This is a genomic window from Anaerococcus degeneri (genome assembly GCF_017874475.1).
GTDB classification, from domain to species: domain Bacteria; phylum Bacillota; class Clostridia; order Tissierellales; family Peptoniphilaceae; genus Anaerococcus; species Anaerococcus degeneri.
Genome location: NZ_JAGGLO010000001.1, coordinates 388,119 through 409,416 on the forward strand (window position 1 = coordinate 388,119; position 21,298 = coordinate 409,416).

The 21,298-nt window shown below is 32.0% G+C and carries 20 protein-coding genes, 1 tRNA gene and 2 other RNA genes; 19 read left to right on the plus strand and 4 right to left on the minus strand.

The genetic code is table 11. The annotated features are described in order from the left end of the window. From J2Z38_RS01855 to J2Z38_RS01925, 15 genes are all read left to right on the plus strand, one after another. Positions 1-3,294 carry an FtsX-like permease family protein gene (locus J2Z38_RS01855; RefSeq protein WP_209771746.1) on the plus strand — a complete coding sequence of 1,098 codons (3,294 nt, stop codon included), beginning with the start codon at positions 1-3 and terminating at the stop codon, positions 3,292-3,294. An 80-nt stretch (positions 3,295-3,374) separates the two neighbouring features. Then, positions 3,375-3,944 (plus strand): histidine phosphatase family protein, encoded by a 570-nt coding sequence (locus J2Z38_RS01860; protein ID WP_209771748.1) that lies wholly within the window; start codon positions 3,375-3,377, stop codon positions 3,942-3,944. Continuing rightward, a complete protein-coding gene (locus J2Z38_RS01865; RefSeq protein ID WP_209771751.1) occupies positions 3,941-4,954 on the plus strand; it encodes a metallophosphoesterase family protein in 1,014 nt (337 codons plus the stop codon). Before J2Z38_RS01860 ends, J2Z38_RS01865 begins: the two co-directional genes overlap by 4 nt. Next, positions 4,947-6,770 (plus strand): ATP-binding protein, encoded by a 1,824-nt coding sequence (locus J2Z38_RS01870; RefSeq protein ID WP_209771753.1) that lies wholly within the window; start codon positions 4,947-4,949, stop codon positions 6,768-6,770. Before J2Z38_RS01865 ends, J2Z38_RS01870 begins: the two co-directional genes overlap by 8 nt. Beyond that, positions 6,767-7,447 carry a metallophosphoesterase gene (locus J2Z38_RS01875; protein ID WP_209771756.1) on the plus strand — a complete coding sequence of 227 codons (681 nt, stop codon included), beginning with the start codon at positions 6,767-6,769 and terminating at the stop codon, positions 7,445-7,447. Before J2Z38_RS01870 ends, J2Z38_RS01875 begins: the two co-directional genes overlap by 4 nt. Next, positions 7,447-7,971, plus strand: a complete 525-nt coding sequence (locus J2Z38_RS01880) for a class IV adenylate cyclase (protein ID WP_209771758.1) — start codon at positions 7,447-7,449, stop codon at positions 7,969-7,971. The genes J2Z38_RS01875 and J2Z38_RS01880 overlap by 1 nt, the downstream gene beginning before the upstream one ends. Positions 7,972-8,024: 53 nt before the next feature. Continuing rightward, positions 8,025-8,951, plus strand: coding sequence for an aspartate carbamoyltransferase (gene pyrB, locus J2Z38_RS01885; RefSeq protein WP_209771761.1), 927 nt, complete (start codon positions 8,025-8,027; stop codon positions 8,949-8,951). Continuing rightward, complete coding sequence (locus J2Z38_RS01890; RefSeq protein WP_209771764.1) at positions 8,944-9,372, plus strand: aspartate carbamoyltransferase regulatory subunit; 429 nt, start codon at positions 8,944-8,946, stop codon at positions 9,370-9,372. Before pyrB ends, J2Z38_RS01890 begins: the two co-directional genes overlap by 8 nt. Before the next feature lies 1 nt (position 9,373). Further along, complete coding sequence (locus tag J2Z38_RS01895) at positions 9,374-10,567, plus strand: dihydroorotase (RefSeq protein ID WP_209771767.1); 1,194 nt, start codon at positions 9,374-9,376, stop codon at positions 10,565-10,567. Further along, entirely contained in the window at positions 10,551-11,414 is an 864-nt protein-coding gene (pyrF, locus tag J2Z38_RS01900) for an orotidine-5'-phosphate decarboxylase (RefSeq protein ID WP_209771770.1), read from the plus strand. The genes J2Z38_RS01895 and pyrF overlap by 17 nt, the downstream gene beginning before the upstream one ends. Beyond that, the gene (locus J2Z38_RS01905) at positions 11,401-12,117 is read left to right on the plus strand and encodes a dihydroorotate dehydrogenase electron transfer subunit (protein ID WP_209771773.1); all 717 of its coding nucleotides are present in this window, start codon (positions 11,401-11,403) and stop codon (positions 12,115-12,117) included. Before pyrF ends, J2Z38_RS01905 begins: the two co-directional genes overlap by 14 nt. Continuing rightward, positions 12,117-13,016: a dihydroorotate dehydrogenase gene (locus tag J2Z38_RS01910; protein WP_209771776.1), complete on the plus strand. Its 900-nt coding sequence runs from the start codon at positions 12,117-12,119 to the stop codon at positions 13,014-13,016. Before J2Z38_RS01905 ends, J2Z38_RS01910 begins: the two co-directional genes overlap by 1 nt. A gap of 8 nt (positions 13,017-13,024) precedes the next feature. Continuing rightward, positions 13,025-13,603, plus strand: coding sequence for an orotate phosphoribosyltransferase (gene pyrE / locus J2Z38_RS01915; protein WP_209771778.1), 579 nt, complete (start codon positions 13,025-13,027; stop codon positions 13,601-13,603). Between the two features lie 60 nt (positions 13,604-13,663). Next, complete coding sequence (locus J2Z38_RS01920; protein ID WP_225304671.1) at positions 13,664-14,377, plus strand: glucosaminidase domain-containing protein; 714 nt, start codon at positions 13,664-13,666, stop codon at positions 14,375-14,377. 14 nt (positions 14,378-14,391) lie between these two features. After that, complete coding sequence (locus J2Z38_RS01925; protein ID WP_209771780.1) at positions 14,392-16,050, plus strand: glycogen-branching protein; 1,659 nt, start codon at positions 14,392-14,394, stop codon at positions 16,048-16,050. Between the two features lie 30 nt (positions 16,051-16,080). On the opposite strand, the gene cbpB is transcribed toward J2Z38_RS01925, so the two are convergent. From cbpB to J2Z38_RS01940, 3 genes are all read right to left on the minus strand, one after another. Further along, a complete protein-coding gene (cbpB, locus tag J2Z38_RS01930; RefSeq protein ID WP_209771783.1) occupies positions 16,081-16,545 on the minus strand; it encodes a cyclic-di-AMP-binding protein CbpB in 465 nt (154 codons plus the stop codon). 91 nt (positions 16,546-16,636) lie between these two features. Further along, positions 16,637-16,903, minus strand: an RNA gene (gene ffs, locus J2Z38_RS01935) — signal recognition particle sRNA large type. Further along, positions 16,903-16,993: transfer RNA gene (locus J2Z38_RS01940), tRNA-Ser, on the minus strand. The genes ffs and J2Z38_RS01940 overlap by 1 nt, the downstream gene beginning before the upstream one ends. 103 nt (positions 16,994-17,096) lie before the next feature. Here J2Z38_RS01940 and dnaX point away from each other — a divergent pair. Genes dnaX through J2Z38_RS01960 form a run of 4 tightly spaced genes read left to right on the plus strand, consistent with a single transcriptional unit; the run spans position 17,097 to position 20,714 of the window. Continuing rightward, a complete protein-coding gene (gene dnaX / locus J2Z38_RS01945) occupies positions 17,097-18,776 on the plus strand; it encodes a DNA polymerase III subunit gamma/tau (protein WP_209771786.1) in 1,680 nt (559 codons plus the stop codon). Between the two features lie 9 nt (positions 18,777-18,785). Then, positions 18,786-19,121, plus strand: a complete 336-nt coding sequence (locus tag J2Z38_RS01950; protein ID WP_209771789.1) for a YbaB/EbfC family nucleoid-associated protein — start codon at positions 18,786-18,788, stop codon at positions 19,119-19,121. After that, positions 19,121-19,726, plus strand: a complete 606-nt coding sequence (recR, locus tag J2Z38_RS01955; RefSeq protein ID WP_209771792.1) for a recombination mediator RecR — start codon at positions 19,121-19,123, stop codon at positions 19,724-19,726. The genes J2Z38_RS01950 and recR overlap by 1 nt, the downstream gene beginning before the upstream one ends. Beyond that, a complete protein-coding gene (locus J2Z38_RS01960) occupies positions 19,719-20,714 on the plus strand; it encodes a substrate-binding domain-containing protein (RefSeq protein ID WP_209771795.1) in 996 nt (331 codons plus the stop codon). Before recR ends, J2Z38_RS01960 begins: the two co-directional genes overlap by 8 nt. Before the next feature lie 153 nt (positions 20,715-20,867). On the opposite strand, the gene ssrA is transcribed toward J2Z38_RS01960, so the two are convergent. Then, positions 20,868-21,223: a transfer-messenger RNA gene (gene ssrA, locus J2Z38_RS01965) on the minus strand. Positions 21,224-21,298: the final 75 nt, after the last annotated feature.

Here is a 21,298-nt window from a genome sequence, read left to right on the forward strand (position 1 = left end):
ATGAATAAGACCTATATAAAAAATATCCTAAGGGATATTAAAAAAACTAAGGGGAAAGTTTTTTCAATAGGAGTTATGGTTGGGCTTGCTACAATGGTAATTGTTGCTCTTAACCTAACAGGACCTTCGATGAGGAAAAGTTTGAGATCGTCCTTAGATATTTTTGGCCATCCTGATATAATTGTAAAATCGACTTATCCAATGGATTATGAAGATAAAATTCTTTTGGATAATGATAAGGATATTGAAGATATTTCCTATATCAAAACGTTGGATTTGATGGATGGAGAAAAAATCATTAGGCTAAAATCCTTTGACAAAAGTTTTAGGAAAATTAATCTAGAAAAGGGAAGCCTCATCAAAAATGATAGGGAAATCATCCTCGATAAGTCCTTAGAAAAATATTATAAAATAGGCGATGAGGTCAAATTTTCTTATATAAATGATGATCAAAAAGAGAATTCCAAGATAAAAAATACAAATTATAAGGTGGTTGGATTTTTTGTTACTAGTGAAAAAATAATGGAGGATATGAGGGAACTTTCTCCTATAGGTAAAAAGGAGATCGAAGGTTTTGCCTTTATTGATGCTGACAATTTCACAAGTGATAAATTTAATGAGATAAATATTTCCTATAAAGATACCCTTGAGATTGACAAAACTAGTGACAAATATATTAGTTTTATCAAAGCCAAGAAGGAAAAAATTGAAGATGGCATATATCTCAGACCTAAGGAAGTCCTAGAGAAAATAAAAACTGATGCCAATGATAAAATTTCAGACGCAGAAGATGATATAAACGAAGCTGAAGATAAAATAAGTAAAACAGAAAAAGACCTCCAAGATGCTAAAGCTAAACTAGACGATGGTTTTAATGAGTATGAAAAAAATAAGTTTGAGTTTGAAAAAAAAATCCGAGATGGTGAAAATAAACTAATTAGTTCTAGGCGTGAATTAGAAGATGGTCAGGCTAAGCTTGAGGATGCAAAGAAATCTTTGGCAGATTCAAAAAGAGAATATGGATCAAAAATAACTGAAAATGAAAAATTACTTGAGGATAAGCAAAAAGAATTAAATTCAGCCAAAATCCAAATTGATGAGAAAAAAATAGAAATACAAAATGGATTAGATGCCATAGATAAGGCAGCAAACGAACAAAAAGAAGTATTATTAAATCAAGCTAATAGCGGGAATTTATCAGGCCTTGAACAAATTCCAAGCGAAGAAGAAATCCAAGCCAAGCTTGAAGAACAAAAGGCGCCACTCATATCAGCACTAAAAGAAATTGAAGTTAAGGAAGCTGAATTAAATGCCGGATTTTCTGAATATAACAAAGCTAAGGCTGAATTTGAAACTCAAAAACAAGAAGGACTTAAAAAAATTAATGCTGGTCAAGAAGAAATTGATAAAAATCAAAGAGAAATAAACCAGGGATGGACCCAGTATTTTGAGGGAAGGGATAAGCTTACCTTCAATAAAAGAGATGGCAAAAGAAAATTAGAAGATGCCTACAAAAAGTTAGTAACATCAAAGGCTGATTATGAGAAGGGATTAGAGGAATTTTCTGATAAAAAAGTTGAGGCAGAGGAAAAAATCCAAGATGGAAAGAAGAAAATTTCTGATAATAAAGAAGCCCTAGTCAAGCTTAGGGACCCAGAATATAAGGTGGAAACTATATTTGATAACCAAGGAATTGATACCTATTACAAAAATTCTTTGAATATGGATTCGCTTTCTAAGGTATTCCCGGCCTTCTTCTACATGGTAGCCATGCTTGTGACCCTTACAACCATGAAAAGATATATCCAAGAGCAAAGGTTAATTAACGGCACATTGAAATCTCTTGGTTACACCAACCAAATGATTGCCAAAAGATTTTATATCTATGGACTAATACCAACTATAATCGGTTCTATAATTGGTGGAATACTCGGAAGGCTCATAATCGTTAAGGTAATATTTGATGCCTACTCCACTGGATTTGAAATCCTTGATGTAGAATATGTAAACTCATTAATGGTGATAATTGCTTCTATTATCCTATCATCATTATTAGTAAGTCTTACAGTTTTCTTTACATCAAAATCGACTGTTAGGGAAACTCCAGCAAGGTTATTAATGCCACTTGCACCAGAAAGAGGCTCTACAATCTTACTAGAAAAGATCAAATCTATTTGGAAAAGATTGTCATTTATGCAAAAAATTACTGCAAGAAATCTTTTTAGGTACAAGTCCAGGATGTTTATGACAATCTTTGGTGTAGCAGGATGTACAGCCCTTATATTTTTTGGTTTTGCTATGATTGATTCCCTTAAAGATACAGCTTCAATCCAGCAAAACGAAATTCACAACTATAAGGCGGTTGCGATTTTAGATGAAAAGGCAAGTGAGGAAGATAAGGCAAAATACGATAATAAAATAAAATCTTATGAAAGTTTACCAATTAAGAACGATTCGGCAAACCTAGCAAAAGATGGTACAGACCTTGATATTTCTGTTGTAATTCCAAATGATGACAAATCTTATAAAGACTTCTTTACATTGAGGAAAAATAAGAAAAATCCAATAGACTTGGAAGAAGCTAAGGCAGTTCTTACTGAAAATGCCAGTAAAAAACTTGATATAAAAACAGGAGATGTCATAAAAATCAAGGTAGATGATAAGGTACTTGAAATAAAAATAGGAGCAATAGCAGAAAATTACGTAGCTGATTATTTGTACCTATCAAAAGATTATTACGAGAATTTAGCTAAAAAAAATGTAGAAATTAACGCTAATTATATTAAGGGTAATCCTAATGATATAATTGAGAAGTTAGAAGATACTGGTTCGGTGCTCGCAGTTATTAATACTGGAAAGGCCTATGCTTCAATGGACGCACTTTTAGCAAATCTAAACCTTGTAATAGTGGTTATTACGCTTATATCATCAGTTTTAGCAAGTGTTGTGTTATATAATATTACTGACATAAATGTTAGTGAGAGGAAAAGAGAATTAGCAACAATCAAGGTTTTAGGATTCTATCCTAAAGAAGTCACTTCCTATATCTATAGGGAAATATTTATGCTAACAATTTTGGGGATTATTTTTGGTTTTGGACTTGGTTATGTAATGTTTAGGTACATTATCGACCTAGTTGCACCAAGAAATATTATGCTTGCCTACAAACTTCACCCAATGAGTTTTATAGTTTCAGCGACTATTACCCTAATATTGTCGGTAATTATTTTAGTCTATGTACACAAAAAATTAAAGAAAATTGATATGGCAGAGGCCATGTCAAGCGGAGAATGATAAAAGGCGGGAAACCGTCTTTTATTTTGCAAAACTAGATAAAAAGATAAATTTTGTTATAATTATTAGTGAGGTGGAATATGAAAATTATTTTTTTAAGACATGGTTTAACCATGGCAAATATAGAAAAGAAATACTCTACACCTGACACCAGGCTTGAGGAATCGGGTTTATATATACTAGATAAGACCAAAGAACTTTTAAAAAACTATAAAATTGATCAAGTTTATACTTCAGGTTTAATTCGTAGCCAAGAAACCGCGGAGATTTTGGGTTATGAGGATTATTTGGTAGATACAAGATTAAATGAAATGGATTTTGGGGATTTTAAGGGTCAGAACATTTATGATGTGAGGGAAAATCATAAAGATTTTTTTGCAAAAGAGAAAGATGCTTACTTTGACACAACCTACCCAAATGGGGAATCAAGAAGAGATGTAATTAATAGACTTTCATCATTTTTAGATGAAAAATCTAGAGAAGATAAAAATATACTAGCTATAAGTCACGGCATAGCTATAAGGTCGACTTTATTTTGGATTTTGAAAGACCTTGATAATTGGCAATCTTTTTGGATAGATAATGGTTCCCTTACAGTTTATAAGATTGAAGATGGCAAAAGGCTTATAGAAAGTGTAAACCTTATATGAAATTTATCCACCTAGCTGACTGCCATCTGGGAGATAGGTTTGATTTTAATAGTGGTCTTTCAAATAAAATAAGAGAAAACAATAGAAAATCTTTGGAAAATATTTTAAGTAATAATAAGGATGTTGATTTTTTATTAATAGCAGGTGATCTGTATGAAAGGTCGTTATTTACTCTTAGTGATTATAGGAATCTTTTTGAGAAATTTGAAGAATTTGGCAAAGATGTTTTTTATGTAGCAGGAAACCATGACTATATTGGAGAAGAAAATGAGGCCATTTTTAAAATCAAACCAACTAATCTCCATATCTTCAATAAGGAAAAACTTGAGTATTATGAAATAAATTCTACAAGAATCTATGGCATATCTTATAGGGATAGGATTTTTAATAAAGATTTTTCTTATGATATAGACTTAGATTCTGATTATTTTAATATTTTATTGGTACACGCTACAATCAATACTCCTGATTCTCCATATTTAAATTTAAATTTGGATAAATTAAAGGAAATAGGCTTTGATTACGTTGGTCTTGGTCATATCCATAGATGGGACGATCTTGGAAATAATATCTACTATGCTGGTTCTATAGAACCAAGCGATTTTTCAGATATTTATGATTATGGTTATATCTTATATGATGAAGGAGAAATTAGTCACCTTGATTCATCTATTATGAGTTTTTGCAATATAAGCTTAAATATGGATGATTTTGAAGATGAAAATGGCCTTATTTCGTATGTAAATTCTAAAATTAAATCTGATAGGGAAAATTATTTAAGGTTAAGTATTGAAGGAAAAGCTAATATCAAAAAGATAAAAGAAGGTATAAGGGTTAATCACCTTGAAATAAAGTCAACTGAAGTTGAGCCAATTAATAACTTAGTTAATTTATATCCAAATTCTTTATTAGAAAAATATTGGAAAAAATTTCCAGAAGAATTATCAGAAACAGAAAAAAGAGCTCTAGAATTAGGATTAGATGCAATTTATAGGAGCAAGGATGACTAGGATTTTTATTGAAGAATTAAATATTAAGTCTTTTGGTAAATTTCAAAATAAAATAATAAAGTTAGCTCCAACCTTTAACCTAATTTACGGTTTAAACGAATCGGGAAAAACAACTATAAAAAATTTCATAGAAGGTATGTTCTATGGTTTTGATGAGGGGAAAGTAAGGATAAGTTTTTCAAATAAAAGAGAAATCTATAGGCCAAAATCATCTTATATCTACGCAGGTGAGATGAAAATTAGAAAAAATGATAAATTATATTTGCTTTATAGAAATTTTGATAATGGGGATTTTAGGATTACAAATTTAAGCGACAATAAAGAGATTGATCTTAAAAAATCAGACCTAAATGCACCTGGGAAATTTTTTCTAGGAATCGGTTATGATATCTATAAGTCTTATATCTCATCAGAGCAAATACAGGAAATTAGCCTTGATAGTAAGAAAAAAATTCTTGAAAAACTCGCTTCATCTGATATAGATTATAATTTTTCTGTGAAAAATGCCTTGGATATCTTAGATAACAGGTTAAGAGAACTAGGCACTGACAGGGCTTATACCAAGCCTTATTATAAAACAAAAGAAAAAATAGAAAATCTAGAAAGAGAAATTACTGAAATTGAAAAGCTAAAAATAAATTTCTATAAGTCTTTTAAAAACTTAGAAGAAGAAAAAAATATTCTTTCTAAGAATGAAAATGAATACAAAACAAAAAAAGAAACTAATTATATATATCAGCAGAAAAGATCAGATGAAAATTTCAAATCCTATAGGAAGTGGTCTGATAAACTCTTTGAACTAGATAAAGAGTTAGAGGCTTATGATGATCTTGAGGGAGTAGACGAAGAAAATTTAAAGGTTTATGAAAACAAGGAAATAAAAAAAGAATATAGATTAATCTATATCCTTGCAATTCTTGCTATAGGCTTAGTTGGAATATTTTCTAAAAAGCCTTATATCTTACTTTTAAGTCTACCTTTTATCTATCTTATTTTAAGGCGATTTGAAGAGAATGGAGGAAATTATCAAGCTGAGTATAATAGTCTAAGGCGCAGGTATGAAAAATATGAAAATCTTCTTGCTGAAAGAGAAAAAATACTAGATGTTTTGGATATATTAAAAAAACAAGACTTAGGTTTATTTGAAGATGACCAGAGAAATAATCTTGATTTTACAAACTACGATAATTTAAAAGAATTGGAAGAAATTTCAAAACTTGAATATCAAATAAGGGACCGTAGATTAAAAATCCATTCTCAAGAAAAAGAACTTTTATCAGTTGATAATATTTTACAAAAGGAAGCAGGTCTACGAGATGACCTTAAGTATCAAAGAGATATACTAGAAAAAATAGAGAATGAAATAAAAGCAATTAAGTTTGCTCAAAAAATTATTCTAGAAATAGCTGATGAAAATAGGGCTGATATTTGTAGGTTAAATAGGAAAATAAAAACTATTTTGAATGAGACCAGCAAATCACAATTTGAAGTTGATTTTGATAAGGACTTACAAAGCCAAATTAGAGATAGGTCTAGTTTTCTATATAATGAAGACCAGCTGTCAAAAGGATTTTTTGACCAGGTAAACCTTGCTATGAAGCTTAGCTTGGTAGATGAAGCCATTAGAGATTCTTTTTTAATCTTTGATGATGCCTTCATAAACTTTGATATAGAAAGATTGATTAGGTTTTTATATTTGATTTTAGATGAATCTTCAACTAGACAAATAATTTATTTTACTTGTCATAAGAGAGAAGAAGATTTTTTTGCAGCTGAAAATATTGATGTTAATAAAATACAATTGGAGGATAGATGATATATGCTCTAGCTGATCTACATTTAGATTATACTGAAGAAAAATCTATGGAGGTCTTTGGAGATGCTTGGGAAAATTACCAAGAGAAAATCTTCACAAATTGGAAAAATAAAATAAAAGATGATGATACAGTTTTAATACCAGGAGACATTTCATGGGCAATGGATATAAATGATGCAAAGATTGACCTTGCAAAAATAGACGCCCTTCCTGGTAGAAAGATAATGATGAAGGGCAACCATGATTTTTGGTGGTCATCCTTAAATAAGCTTAACCAGCTGGGACTTAATTCAATAGAGTTTTTGCAAAATAATTCTTTTGAAGTAGAAAATTATTTAATTTGCGGAACTAGGGGCTGGATTAGCAGGGATAGTAGAGATTTCACTGATCATGATGAAAAAATTTTTAAAAGAGAGCTTCTAAGGCTTGAAAACTCAATAAAAAGTTCAAAGTCTGATAAAAACCTTATTATAAATCTCCACTATCCACCAATAAATACAGATAGATCATTGAATGAATTTTTTGATTTGGCCAAAGATTTTAAGGCTCATACGGTAATCTATGGTCACCTTCATGGGAATGGTCATAGGTTGATAAAGGAAGGAAATTTTGAAGGGGTCAATTTAGTTTGTGTATCAAGCGACTATGTTGATTTTGACCCAGTTAGGATAGGATAATGCAAAGAGAAATAGAAGTAAAAGTTTTAAACATAATTCCTGAGGAGATTGAAGAAAAATTAATAAGCCTTGGGGCAGAGAAAATATGTAAGGAAATGCAAACAAATTACACTTTTGAACCAGAAGATGGAGAATTTAAAAAAGGGTATTTAAGGATTAGGGAAAGCCTAGTAGATGATAAGAAAAATCCAATAGAATTAACCTTCAAGGAAGTCAAGAATGATGAGGATGTGAGAATTAATAATGAATTTACAGTTCATATTGATTCAGTATCTATGATGACATCAATCCTTGATAAGATGGGAATAAAGTTAAAATACAAGGGGAATAAGGAAAGAATTTCATATAGGTATAAGGGTCAGAGATTTGATATAGACACCTGGGATAAGAATACCTACCCACACCCATATATGGAAATTGAATTTACCAACCAATCAAAAATAGATGAAATCCTTAATGATTTAGGTATCGAAAAGGGCATGGTTACCACAAAGTCAATTTCAGATTTAATTAGCGAATTATAATTTTGACAGATAGAAATATACTGGTATAATTTTAAAAAATCTAAGGAGATAGTATGATTTCTATAAAAAATTTATTAAATTCGCACGATTTGACAAAAGAAGATTTACTTGAAATTATCGAACTAGGAAATGATATTTATAAGAGTCCAGCCGATTTTTCTCATTCAGCAGATGGGAAGTTATTGGGGACTCTTTTTTTTGAGCCTTCAACAAGGACAAGATTATCATTTGAATCTGCTATGCTTAGACTGGGAGGTTCTGTAGTTGGATTTTCTGATGCAAGCGTGTCATCAGCAAAAAAAGGTGAAAGCCTTCAAGATACAGTCAAGACTGTAAGTCAATATGCTGATATAATAGCCATGCGTCACCCACAAGAAGGTGCTGCCTACCTTGCAAGTCTTGCAGCTGATTGCCCAATTATCAATGCGGGGGACGGTGGTCACCAACACCCAACCCAAACTCTTACAGATATGCTAACAATTAGCAACTACAAAGAAAGCTTTGATAACCATGTTATTGGTATCTGCGGTGACTTAAAATATGGCAGAACAGTACACTCATTAATAAAAATTTTAAACCTATTTGAGGGAAATAAATACATATTAATTTCTCCAGAAGAGTTAAAACTTCCACAATATGTAAAAGAAGAAGTATTTGATGAAAATTCTGAGTATGAAGAAGTAAGAAGTCTTGACGAAGTCATGGACAAGATTGATATTCTTTATATGACAAGGATTCAAAGAGAGAGATTTTACTCTGATGCCCAATACACAAGACTTAAAGACTCATATCTTCTAGATAAGGAAAAAATGGATAGGGCTAGAAAAGATATGATAGTATTACACCCACTTCCAAGGGTTAACGAAATAGCAAAAGAGGTCGATAATGACCCAAGAGCGGTTTATTTTAAACAAGCAAAATTTGGTATGTATGTAAGAATGGCACTAATTATGAAATTATTGGAGGCGAACAATGATTGAAATTACAAGTATTAAAGACGGAATCGTAATAGACCACATTAGGGCTGGTCTTGGCATGCAAATATATAATCTTTTGGACTTAAAAGATTTGAAAGATGAAGTAGCCATAATTTTAAATGCTTCTTCTACAAGATTTGGCAAAAAAGACATCCTAAAAATTGCCAATAATATTCAAATAAACTTAGATGCAGTTTCAATCATCGATCCAACTGCAACTGTAAATATTATTGAAAATGAAAAGGTAGTTAAAAAACTCCAACTAGAACTTCCAGAAAAGGCTGTTGATATTTTAACATGTCAAAATCCTAAATGTGTTTCTACAAGCGAAAGGGAAGTTCAAAGTGAATTTATTTTGATAGATAAAGAAGAAAAAACTTATAAGTGCGCTTATTGTGGCCACATTTATGACGTGGAAGAATAAAATGAAGCAAATTTTTACCAACTTTTACGGCTTTGATGACGTAAAAATTTCTAAAAATGACCTTTATGTTGAAGATGGAATTATAGTAGAAAAATTCCCTAAAGAAGAGGCAGACGAGATTGTAGATTGTGATAATTTCGCCCTTCTTCCTTCTTTTACAGACCTTCATGTCCACTTTAGAGATCCAGGTTTTACCTACAAGGAAGACTTGGAAACTGGTTCTCACGCTGCTCTTAAGGGTGGTTTTACAAACGTTCTTTTAATGGGTAATACCATGCCAACTGTTTCAAGCCCTGAAGTTTATGAAGATATCATGAAAAGGGGTAGGGACCTTGATTTAATTAGTATTGACCAAGTTTATACTATTACAAAAAATTTTGACGGAAAAACTCTTGATCATCTTGACACTTTGCCTGATTCTGTAAAATTTATTTCAGACGACGGTCATGGTGTTAATGATGATGCTGTCATGTATATGGCTATGGTAAAGGCTAAAGAACTTGGTATAAATATGACCCTCCACGAGGAAGTTGGAAAAGTTTCTGCTATAGACTATGAAGTGGCAGAAGACGCCATGACTCTTAGGGATTGTTATTATGCCTATAAGTTAGATATGCCAGTTCATTTTTCCCACGTTTCTACAAAAGGGGCCATGACAGCTATTAAATATTTTAAAGATCTTGGTGCAAAAATAACTTGTGAAGTTACCCCTCATCACATATATTTTTCAGACAAAACTAGGGATGAAATGAGGGTGAATCCTCCAATTAGAAGAGAAGAAGATAGGTTGTTTTTACTTCAAATGATTAAGGAGGGCTATGTTGATGCAATTTCAACAGACCATGCTCCCCATTCAGCCCAAGAGAAAAAGCAAAATGCACCAGGCTTCATAGGCATTGAAACAGCTTTTTCTACTTGCTATGAAGTATTGGTTAAGTCTGGACTTATATCTTTAAATGACTTAGTAAGGATAATGTCTACTAGGCCTTCAGAAATTCTAAGAATTAAAAAGGGCAAATTAGAACCAGGTTATCTTGCTGATTTTACTCTAGTTGACCTTGATAAGTCTTTTGTTTACAAAGAAGAAGATATTCTTTCTAAGTCAAAAAATTCCCTAATGATAGGAAAGACACTTACTGGTTCGGTTGAAAGAGTTTATAGAAAAGGAGTATTGAAATATGAAAATAATAGATAAATTATATGAAAGGGTCGAAAAATTAGGCTTTGTTTGTGTAGGTCTTGATACATCTATGGATTATATTCCTGAATCTATGAAGGAAGACAAAGAAATCCACCAAGCGCTTTTTGACTACAACAAGGAAATAATTGATGCAACTAAAGATGTTTGTGCTATATATAAGCTACAAATTGCCTACTATGAGTCTTATGGACTTGAGGGTATGCTTGCCTATAAAAATACTTTAGACTACCTTAGAAGTCAAGGTTTACTCACAATAGGGGATGTTAAAAGATCTGACATTGCAGCATCTGCTACTATGTATGCAAAGGCTCATTTTGAAGGTGACTTTGAAGTTGACTTTATGACCTTAAACCCATACATGGGTATGGATTCGATTTCTCCATACCTTCCTTACCTAGAATCTGGAGACAAAGGTGTTTTTGTTCTTCTAAGGACCTCAAATCCAGGTGCAAATGACTTTGAAGTTTTAGAGACAAATGGTGAGGAACTTTTCTACACAATTGGAGATAAGCTAAAAGAACTAAATGATAATTACATTGGTGAATTTGGTTTCGGTCCCGTTGGACTTGTTGTAGGTGCAACTCACAGCGAAGAAGTCGAAAAAATTAGAAAAAGATATGACAAGATGTTTTTCTTAATTCCTGGCTTTGGTGCCCAAGCAGCTGATAGTTTAAATGTTTATAATTTAATGAATAATCTAAATGCAGGCGTAGTAAACTCATCTAGAGCTATCCTTAAAAATTGGATGAATTTTGAAGATGGGGCATCAAATGTTGGTAAATATGCAAGAGAAAAAACTATTGAAACTTACAAGGAAATAGCTAAAAATGCAAGCATATAGACCATGTAAAGTTTTAGAAAATGTTGAAATTGCACCAGGAATTTTAAAAATTTCCATAGATATAAACTTAAATGCTAAACCAGGCCAGTTTTTTATGCTGAGGGCAGATTCATTTAGGCAAGACCCAATCCTAGCCAGACCCTTTGGTGTATGTGACCAAAGAGAAGATAGGCTGATATTCTTAGTTCAAGTTGTAGGAAAGGGCACAAAGCTATTAGCAGAACTTAAAGAAGGTGACGGAGTTTCAGTCTTAGGTCCTCTTGGCAATGGATTTGTAAAAACAGATGATAAGAAGATTGCCATAGTTGCCGGAGGAATTGGCATAGCACCATTATTAGAACTCGCTAAAAACCTTGAAACCAAGGCTGATTTCTATGGTGGATTTGCAGCTGATCCTTATTTTATAGATGAATTTAATCCTTATGTAAACAAGATTGTAACAAGCTCTGAGAGAGATGAAGGGTTATTTATTCTTGATAAATTAAACCCAGATGATTATGACCTTATCTATGCTTGCGGTCCAAATCCTATGTTAAAAGCTCTTTGTGAGAAAAATACTAAGGCCAAAATTCAAGTATCAATGGAAGCCTATATGGGTTGCGGAATAGGTGCTTGCCTAGGATGCACAGTTGAAGATAAAAATGGTGACTTCATCAGAGTTTGTAAAGATGGTCCAGTTTTTGATGCAGAAAGGATATTTTAATGAGCTTAAAAGTGAATATAGCGGGCGTTGAATTTAAAAATCCAGTAATTGCAGCAAGTGGAACCTTTGGTTTTGGAGAAGAATACAAAGACTACATAGACCTTAATAAACTTGGTGGGATTTCTTCCAAGGGTCTAACTTTAAGGAAAAATCCAGGAAATCCCGGAATTAGAATTTATGAAACTCCAGCAGGAATAATGAATTCAATTGGCCTTCAGAATCCAGGTGTTGACCACTTTATAGATAATGAACTAGTTTTCATGAGAAAGTATGACACAGTTGTTATAGCAAACCTTGGTGGCCATTCATATGATGATTATAGTATAGGAGCTGCCAAGCTTGATAAGGCTGACATTGATATGATAGAGCTTAACATATCTTGCCCAAACCTTAAAGAAGGAGGTATGGCCTTTGGTACAGATCCTCAAAAAGCTAGAGAAGTTATTAGTCTCGTAAGAGCTGAAACTAAGCATCCTTTGATTGTAAAACTTTCACCAAATGTGACTCATATTGGTGAATTTGCAAAAATAGCTCAAGATTGTGGGGCTGATGCAATTTCTCTTGTTAATACTTTTAATGCCATGGCAGTTGATGTCAGAAAGAGAAAATTTGTTTTTAATAATAAAACTGCCGGCCTTTCAGGTCCTGCTATCAAGCCAATAGCTTTAAGAATGACCTATGAGGTTGCCCAAGCTGTTGACATACCAATTATAGCAATGGGTGGAATTATGGATGTTGAAGATTGCCTCGAATTTATGATGGTGGGAGCTTCGGCAATCCAAGTTGGTACAGCAAACTTTTCAAAACTCGATACAATGATTGAAATAATTGACAATCTAGAAAAATATTGTGCTGATAATAATATCAGTGATATTAACGATATAGTTGGAATTTTATAGGAGAAAAAATGGATAAAACAATAGAATTATTAAAAGAATCTCACGCCTTACTTGAAGGACACTTTATTTTATCAAGTGGGAAACACTCTGATAAGTATGTACAATGTGCAAAGTTAATTGAAAATCCTAGATACTGCGAAGAAGTTGCAAAAATAATTGCGGCAAAAATAAAAGAAGCTGGTATTGAGGTAGACTTATGTGTTGGACCTGCTATGGGTGGAATTATAATAGCTTATGAAGTAGCTAGGGCTCTTGGTGTAGATGCGATCTTTACAGAAAGAGAAAACAATGAGATGACACTAAGACGTGGCTTTGAAATTAAAGAAGGCCAAAAAGTAATAATCGTAGAAGATGTAATTACAACTGGTAAGTCTTCATTTGAAACAGTTGAAGTTATTAGAGAACACGGTGGCGAAGTCCTTGCCCTAACTTCAATTGTAAATAGGTCCCATAAGGACGAAATAAATGGCCTACCACTTATATCAGCAACAAAAATTGAGGTAAATGCCTGGGATCCTGATGATCTACCAGATCATTTAAAAGATATACCTGCAGTCAAGCCTGGTTCAAGAAAAATGAAAGCTTGATAAATAGAGCATTAAGCATATAATTTTATTAATATATATTTTATATATAAGGAGACTTATGTGTATAAAAAAAGTTTTATTAGTAATTTTATATTCTTAATGCTTTTAATTTTGCCATTTTATGGATTTGCCGATAATTCATTTGCAAGTGAGCCTAAGGTTAATAAGAAGGAAGCCCTAATACTTGGCCTTAAACAAATTTCTGAAGAAGCTATGAATTTAAAAGACATGAGAGATATAAGGTTTGAAAAATTAAAAAAAGACTTAGATGATTTCATAGAAAAAGGATCAACAAAAATATCGAGTAAAAGTGATTTTTATCCTTTAAATCCTACTCAGTTTTCTAGGGAAGAACTAGGATGGGGTCTTACTGGTACAAACCTATTAGGACTTGAAAAAGACTTTAAAGATGCCAGCGAAGAAGAAGGTGTAAATCCAATTTTGCTTATGGCTATGGCTAAGCATGAGACTGGCAATGGTACCAGTGAGCTATTTTTAAAGAAGAAAAATTTATTTGGGTTTAATGCTGTTGACCATGACCCATACAATTTAGCGACAGATTTTAAAGATGAAAGGGCCTCTATTTTTACGGTAGCTAAACATTTAAAGAATGAATACCTCAATAAAGAAGGCAAGTTTTATAATGGTATTTCTACAAATGGAATTGGCAAGCTATACGCCACTGATCCTGATTGGTCAAAAAAGGTTGACTGGATGATGATTGAAGTTACCAGGGCCATGATTAGTGGCTATAAAGACTATGAACTAAGATAAAGAAAGGTTTATAAATGAATACTAGAGATTATATAAATGGTAATTCTGCCGAAGGATATGAATTTTTCGGCGCCCATAATAGAAAGGGAAAAGATTATATTTTTAGGGTCCTTGCACCAAATGCCCAAAATGTTTGCTTAGCAGGTGATTTTAATAATTGGGAAAAAATTACCCTAAGAAAATATCCTACTGGAGTATTTTCGGTAACTATAGATGTGGCGAATAATGGAGACCGCTACCAATATTTTGTTGAAGACGAAAATGGTAATGTTTTTAAAAAATTAGATCCATATTCTAAGAAAATCTGCCTTGATGAAGAAGTATCGGTCATTGAAAATTCTTCTTATAAATATAAGTATAAAAAAGTATCTACTAAGCCAAAAAATATATATCAAGTTCATCTTGGAGCGATTTTTAGGGGAAAAGATGATAAGAAAAAAGTTTATGAAGACCTAGTAGCCCATATAAAAGAAAATAACTTTTCTCATGTACAAATAATGCCAATTAGTGAATACAAAAACTACAAGCAAATGGGATTTTCTTCAATTGGGTTATTCGCTTTTTCTGAAAGATATGGAAGTCTTGATGATTTTAAATATTTTATCGATTTACTTCACAAAGAAAAAATTGGAGTAATAGCTGAGCTAGACATAGCAGAATTTGACTCAGATTTTTTATACTTAGATAAGTTTGATGGGACAAATCTTTATAATTACGATTATGACAATATAAAATACAATTATTATGGGTCCATGAATTTTGATCCTGATAAAAACCTAGTGAAGTCTTACTTATTATCACTAGTTAATTATTACCTAAAAGAATTAAGAATTGACGGCCTATATTTTCCGGCAGCAGAGAATATGATTTATTGGCAAGGAGATAAAAATAGGGGAGTCAATCAATCATGGCTTGAACTCATCAGGGAAATCAATGCTTTGATTAAGGCTAACAAGGCATATTCTATAGTTGGTTTTAACGGAGTCTACCCAGATTTAGACCTGGGTTATGATTTAATATTTGATAGTGAATTTAGGAAGATAGTTGAAGTATTCCAGAAAATTCCTATGGAAAGGGCTGGTTATCAGACATATATTAGAAATTTAATACAAAATGGGTCTTCTTCTAAGGTATTTGGTTTTTCATATGTGGATAGTTTCTTAAATGAAGCTAATCTAGCCATGAAGATGTACTCAGAAGATAGGAAAATTGACCAACTCAAGACCCTATTTACATTTTTAATGACATTAAAATCTTCGAAGTCAATCTTCATGGGAGATGAACTTGCAGATATGAGGACATTTTCCATTTATAACGAATTTAATTTGGATGAAATATTGAATAAAAACTTCAATGAATATTATAAAGAATTAGCAAAAATTTTCCTATCTACCAAGCCTTTAAATGAAGATGATTCTGAAATTAAGATTTTTGATATAGATGGATATAGTATTTATGCATATGAAAAATCTTTTAAAAATGAAAGGTATTTGATAATTGTAAACTTTACTGACATTGGATATGAGCTTACAAGTCCTTATGAGCTAAATGAAATTATTAATACTAACGAACTAAAATTTGGTGGCAGTGGAAATATTAATGGAAAGATAAACAAGGGTGAAGAAATAGGAATCGAAGCCTTTGGGTCAGCCATTTTTAAAATTGAAAAATAAGCATAAAAATAACAAGGATTTTTGTCCTTGTTATTTTTCTATTAAATCATATTCTTTTTCAATATTGTGGGCCACTTGTGTAAACCTTTCTAAGACAACTTTCCTAGGTATGATTCCTAAAAAATATCCGTTTTTAAGGGCTATACAGACAAAGTTATTGTCGATTAATAAAGAGATTACATCCTCAAGTTCGTAATTATCAAAAAGAATAGGTACTACTTGGTTCATTGCTTCTTTTACCTTATGAGCCGCAAGTTTATCTTCATTAAAAAGGGACAGGTCGTCAAAACTTCTTACTATTAAGGGAATAGAAATAAGCCCCCTAATGCAATTATGATCATCAACTACAGGTATAATTTGATATCCGGAACTAGATAAGACCAAGCTTGCGTGAAGTAAAGAGTCATTTTCATTAACTACGGCAACCTGGCTAGCTGGTATCATAAGGTTGGCTGTTGGTTTATTAAAAAGTTTGGTAAATTTTTCTCCAATCAATTTTAGCTCCTCAATTTTTATCTAATTCTATTATAACATAAAACTAATTTTGAGCATAGAAAAACTCCAAGATTAACTTGGAGTCATATGTAAGCACACCCAATATCGAACAATTAGCCTAATATAGGGGCTAGAATCCCTAGCTCATGATAGGTTGCCTTACGGCACACATAAGTGTCTGCTTAATGCTGCTAGGTTCCCCTCCTGACATGGTTCACAGTCTTATGTTGCGTAAGATCTATCAATCAACACTAGTTATTTTAGTCTTTTATTTTGCTAAGAGCCCTCCATTGGGACTTAAACCCTGCTATAGCGGATTGCAGGTTACAAGGCACCGCTAGTTCCCTGTCTAGTGCGTGGCGGAGAGCATGGGATTTGAACCCATGATACAAGAAAACTGTATACACGATTTCCAATCGTGCTCCTTAAACCGCTCGGACAGCTCTCCATGCTACAATAACTTACTATACCTTTGTTTATTATCATTGCAAAAGAAAAAAATAAAAATTTATCTTAATTTGTGGTATAATTAGTAGGTAGAGAGGAAGGCTATGGCAAAAGCTTTATATAGACAATACCGACCTAAGGTGTTTGATCAAGTCCTTGGTCAAGACAAGGTTGTAAATGTATTAAAAAATCAAATAAAAAATAAAAACTTTTCTCACGCTTATCTATTTTCTGGAGAAAGAGGCTGTGGTAAGACTTCTGCTGCCAAGATTTTTGCTAAGGCAATAAATTGTCTAAACCCACAAGACGGTTCACCCTGTTTAGAATGCGAAAATTGTAGGGCTATAGAAGAAGAAACTAGTCTTGATGTAGTGGAGATGGATGCGGCTAGTAATAGGCGTATAGATGATATTAGAAATCTTAGGGATAATGTAATATATCCACCAGCAAACTTAAAATACAAAGTCTACATAATAGACGAGGCCCACATGATTACCAGGGAAGCTTTTAATGCCCTTTTAAAAATCATGGAAGAACCACCAAAACATTTGGTATTTATTCTTGCTACTACAGAAATTGACAAGATCCCTAAAACAATTTTATCAAGGGTTCAAAAATTTGAATTTAACAAGATTGACTCATCTAAAATTAGAGAACAGATAAATATAATCCTTAATGACCAAAATATAAAAATGGAAAATGAGGCTATTGACCTTATTATCAGAAAGGCTAAGGGAGCTATGAGGGATGCTTTAAGCATCTTAGACCAGGTCCTATCCTTTGATAAGGAAGAATATTTACTCAAGGATGTCGAATTTATTCTTGGTTCAGTAGATTTTGAGAAAGTCAATAAACTTGTAACCAGTATCATTGCACAAGATCAAAGAGAAAGCTTAAAATACCTTGAAGTAATAAGAGATGATGGTAAGTCTAACCTGGATATTGTCGATTCACTTATCAATTTTTATAGGGACCTTATGGTTTTGAAGGTAAGTGAGGATGAATCAAGTTTTGAAAATAAGGAAAGACTTGAATTGCTTAAAGATAAAATTGAAGATATTAGTTTAGAAAGAATTTTAACTAGTCTTGATGTATTGAACGATTATTTTATAAAAATAAATTCTTCATCTAATACGGATATTTTAAGTGAAGTTATGGTTTTAAGATTGATTGATACTGTTGATATGAATAGCCTTATATCAAGGGTTGAAAAACTTGAAAGAATGGGTCAGTCTGATATAGTTGATACTATTAATAGGATAATTGATAATAGGTTAGAAAATTTCACACCAATTGTGAATACTCAAAATCAATTACCTATTAAAAAAGAAATGGAAATTGAAAATTCGATTGAAAATAATTCTGAACAATTCAGTCCAAATGAAGAGTTGGATCAATCTATTGCAAATGAAATTAAAGAAGAAAAGGAAAATATTCCTGAGCCTACTATGCTTGATCCAAAGACAGTGCATTCTATTAGAGATATGGTAGTTTCTACATCGGGAACTATGTTAAACACACTTTTTAAGGATGAAGGATTTAATTATGAATATATCGAAGATGATTTTATCCTTATAATTAAAGATGAGTTTTATAGGATATTTATTGAAACAAAAGTAGATGAAATAGGCGAAAAGCTTTCAGGTATCCTAAAAAAAGATATAAACTTTTCTTTAGTGACTGGTGACATAAAAAAAACTGAAAAACCAGAATTTAATAAGAAGACAACCGATATAATAAACAAGCTAAAAAATATTTTTGCTGATGAATTAATTATAAAATAGGAGGAAAAAATGGCTAGAAATTTTAGAGGCGGAATGCCAAATATGAACAACATGATGAAACAAGTTAAGAAGATGCAAGAGGAAATGGAAAAGGCTCAACAGGAGCTTGAGGAAAAAGAATTTACATCTTCTGCAGGCGGTGGGGTTGTAGAAGCAACTGTTACAGGTAAAAAAGTACTAACATCTATTAAAATTAATCCAGATGTAGTTGATCCTGATGATGTTGAGATGCTTCAAGATTTAATCATGGTTGCTATAAATGATGCAGCAAGCAAAGCTGATAAATTTAACGAAGAAAATATGGGCAAACTAACTGGTGGAATTAATATTCCTGGTTTAATGTAATGGCGATTTTACCCGAATCACTAAATAATTTAATAGAACAATTTCAAAAACTACCTACTATAGGCAGAAAAAGTGCAGAAAGACTTGCCATGAGCATAGTCGACGAGGATGCAAAAAGTGTTGAAGATTTTTCAAAAGCTTTGATAGACGTTAAGGAAAGAATTCACCACTGTAATATTTGTGGCAATCTCACAGAAGAAGAAACTTGCAAGATTTGTAGAGATTTCACTAGAGATGAAGAATATCTTTGTATTGTTGAAGATGTGAGAAATCTCATAGCTATCGAAAAATCTGGAGCCTATAGAGGGAAATACCATGTCTTGGGGGGGCTTATTTCACCATCAGATGATATAAGTCCTGATAAATTAAATATTGATAAACTTTTAGAACGATTGGATAAAGAGGATATCAAGGAAATAATCCTTGCTATTGCATCAACAATAGAAGGTGAGACAACAATTCTATTTATAACTAATCTTTTAAAGGGAAGAAATATTAAGATTTCAAAAATTGCCCAAGGCATTCCAGTAGGGTCTCACCTAGAGTACTTTGATCAACTTACACTAGAAAGAGCCTTGGAAGATAGGAGAGATGTGAGTGAATAAGTTAAAAAAATTGTTAGTGATAATCATCCCTGTTTTATTGCTAACAGGTTGCATTTTACTCCAGAAAAATAAGTCTAATAAAGTTGAAAAAATCGAAAAAGACGTGATTGAAGTAAGCAAAAAACCGGTAACAAATAAAATAAACGTTAAAACTGCTACATTTGCTTCAGATATTATCATGGATAGGCTATGTGCTAGTAATGAAAATTATGATTATACAAAGGTTAATAACTTTTCTCAGATTGAGTCATTAAACTTTGACATAGCAATAGTGCCAGCCTATCAGGTCGTTGATTTATATAATAAAACTGATGAAAACATTAAAGTCGCTGCAATAACTCTAATTAATAACATTCATATAATAAGCGATAAACAAATTAATAATCCTAAAGATATGGCTGGAAAAACTATCATGGTACCTGAATTAAATGAGTCGATGAACAAATTAATTGAATCTAGACTTGGATTCATAAAGACTCTTATGAGGATAAAAACCGAGTTTTATTACAATCAAAAAGATTTGGTAAAAAATCTCGATAAGACAGAAAATGTCTTAGCAATAATTTCAGAACCATATTATTCAAAAGCAATAGCAAAGAGATCATATTACACTTTTGATGTAAACAAAGCAATAGCTATGTTACCTAACTCAAAAACAGACTCTGATAGTGACTTCTTGTCAGAAGTAATCATAGTTAATAAAAATTACCTTAAAGATAATAAGGAAAGTTTTGATAAGTTCATGATTGAATTTAAAAAAGCCCAACAAGAAATTAACGAAGAAACTGTCTTATCACAAGGTATTATAAATAATTACGACATAACAAATGAAGAGGCTATAAAAATTTATAAATCAATGGAAAATACCTTTATAGATTCAGATACCATGGCAGGTGTGTTTGAGATTTATATGGACAAATTAGAAAGCTTAGATAAAAATATATTTGGCGGAAAAAGACCGACGGATAATCTATATTATAAAAACTAAAAATTATAAAAACAAGAAACTCCCTTTTGGGGGTTTTTTGTGTGGAAATTTATACGATTTTTAAATGAAAATTATTGGTAAATATATATTAATGGTAGTAAATATGTATTTAATAAAAAATAAACGCTGAATAATCAACGTTTAAAAGGTGTTTGGTGGAGATGAAGGGAGTCGAACCCTTGTCCGTGAAAGCGTCACCAAAGGCATCTACAAGTTTATTAAGTTTTAAAGTTTCGCATAAATAATCAAAAACCTACAAAAAGTATTTATGCTAGCTTCATAATACTCGATATAACTCAAAGCTTTGATATATCGGTTGTCGCGTAATTATAAAACAAATATTAAGTCTGCGACGGACCTAATATTCATTGCTTGACCTATTACTAGGCAGCTAGTGCGAAGTTTGCTTCGCTATTTTCGTTTGCGTTTATATTTAATTATCAATTTACGTTTTGATATACGACCTGCAGCCAAAGCCTCTTCAATCACGTCGAAACCATGGCATCCCCATATAAGATGATTATACTAATATAATAAGGCTTGTCAAAAGAGTTATATTTATGATAAAATATAAAAAAGAAAAG

What these genes read in the sequence shown, in the direction of transcription:
- J2Z38_RS01855 (WP_209771746.1), top strand. Translation starts at nt 1, where the DNA reads ATGAATAAGACCTATATAAAAAATATCCTAAGGGATATTAAAAAAACT.
- J2Z38_RS01860 (WP_209771748.1), top strand. Translation starts at nt 3,375, where the DNA reads ATGAAAATTATTTTTTTAAGACATGGTTTAACCATGGCAAATATAGAA.
- J2Z38_RS01865 (WP_209771751.1), top strand. Translation starts at nt 3,941, where the DNA reads ATGAAATTTATCCACCTAGCTGACTGCCATCTGGGAGATAGGTTTGAT.
- J2Z38_RS01870 (WP_209771753.1), top strand. Translation starts at nt 4,947, where the DNA reads ATGACTAGGATTTTTATTGAAGAATTAAATATTAAGTCTTTTGGTAAA.
- J2Z38_RS01875 (WP_209771756.1), top strand. Translation starts at nt 6,767, where the DNA reads ATGATATATGCTCTAGCTGATCTACATTTAGATTATACTGAAGAAAAA.
- J2Z38_RS01880 (WP_209771758.1), top strand. Translation starts at nt 7,447, where the DNA reads ATGCAAAGAGAAATAGAAGTAAAAGTTTTAAACATAATTCCTGAGGAG.
- pyrB (WP_209771761.1), top strand. Translation starts at nt 8,025, where the DNA reads ATGATTTCTATAAAAAATTTATTAAATTCGCACGATTTGACAAAAGAA.
- J2Z38_RS01890 (WP_209771764.1), top strand. Translation starts at nt 8,944, where the DNA reads ATGATTGAAATTACAAGTATTAAAGACGGAATCGTAATAGACCACATT.
- J2Z38_RS01895 (WP_209771767.1), top strand. Translation starts at nt 9,374, where the DNA reads ATGAAGCAAATTTTTACCAACTTTTACGGCTTTGATGACGTAAAAATT.
- pyrF (WP_209771770.1), top strand. Translation starts at nt 10,551, where the DNA reads ATGAAAATAATAGATAAATTATATGAAAGGGTCGAAAAATTAGGCTTT.
- J2Z38_RS01905 (WP_209771773.1), top strand. Translation starts at nt 11,401, where the DNA reads ATGCAAGCATATAGACCATGTAAAGTTTTAGAAAATGTTGAAATTGCA.
- J2Z38_RS01910 (WP_209771776.1), top strand. Translation starts at nt 12,117, where the DNA reads ATGAGCTTAAAAGTGAATATAGCGGGCGTTGAATTTAAAAATCCAGTA.
- pyrE (WP_209771778.1), top strand. Translation starts at nt 13,025, where the DNA reads ATGGATAAAACAATAGAATTATTAAAAGAATCTCACGCCTTACTTGAA.
- J2Z38_RS01925 (WP_209771780.1), top strand. Translation starts at nt 14,392, where the DNA reads ATGAATACTAGAGATTATATAAATGGTAATTCTGCCGAAGGATATGAA.
- dnaX (WP_209771786.1), top strand. Translation starts at nt 17,097, where the DNA reads ATGGCAAAAGCTTTATATAGACAATACCGACCTAAGGTGTTTGATCAA.
- J2Z38_RS01950 (WP_209771789.1), top strand. Translation starts at nt 18,786, where the DNA reads ATGGCTAGAAATTTTAGAGGCGGAATGCCAAATATGAACAACATGATG.
- recR (WP_209771792.1), top strand. Translation starts at nt 19,121, where the DNA reads ATGGCGATTTTACCCGAATCACTAAATAATTTAATAGAACAATTTCAA.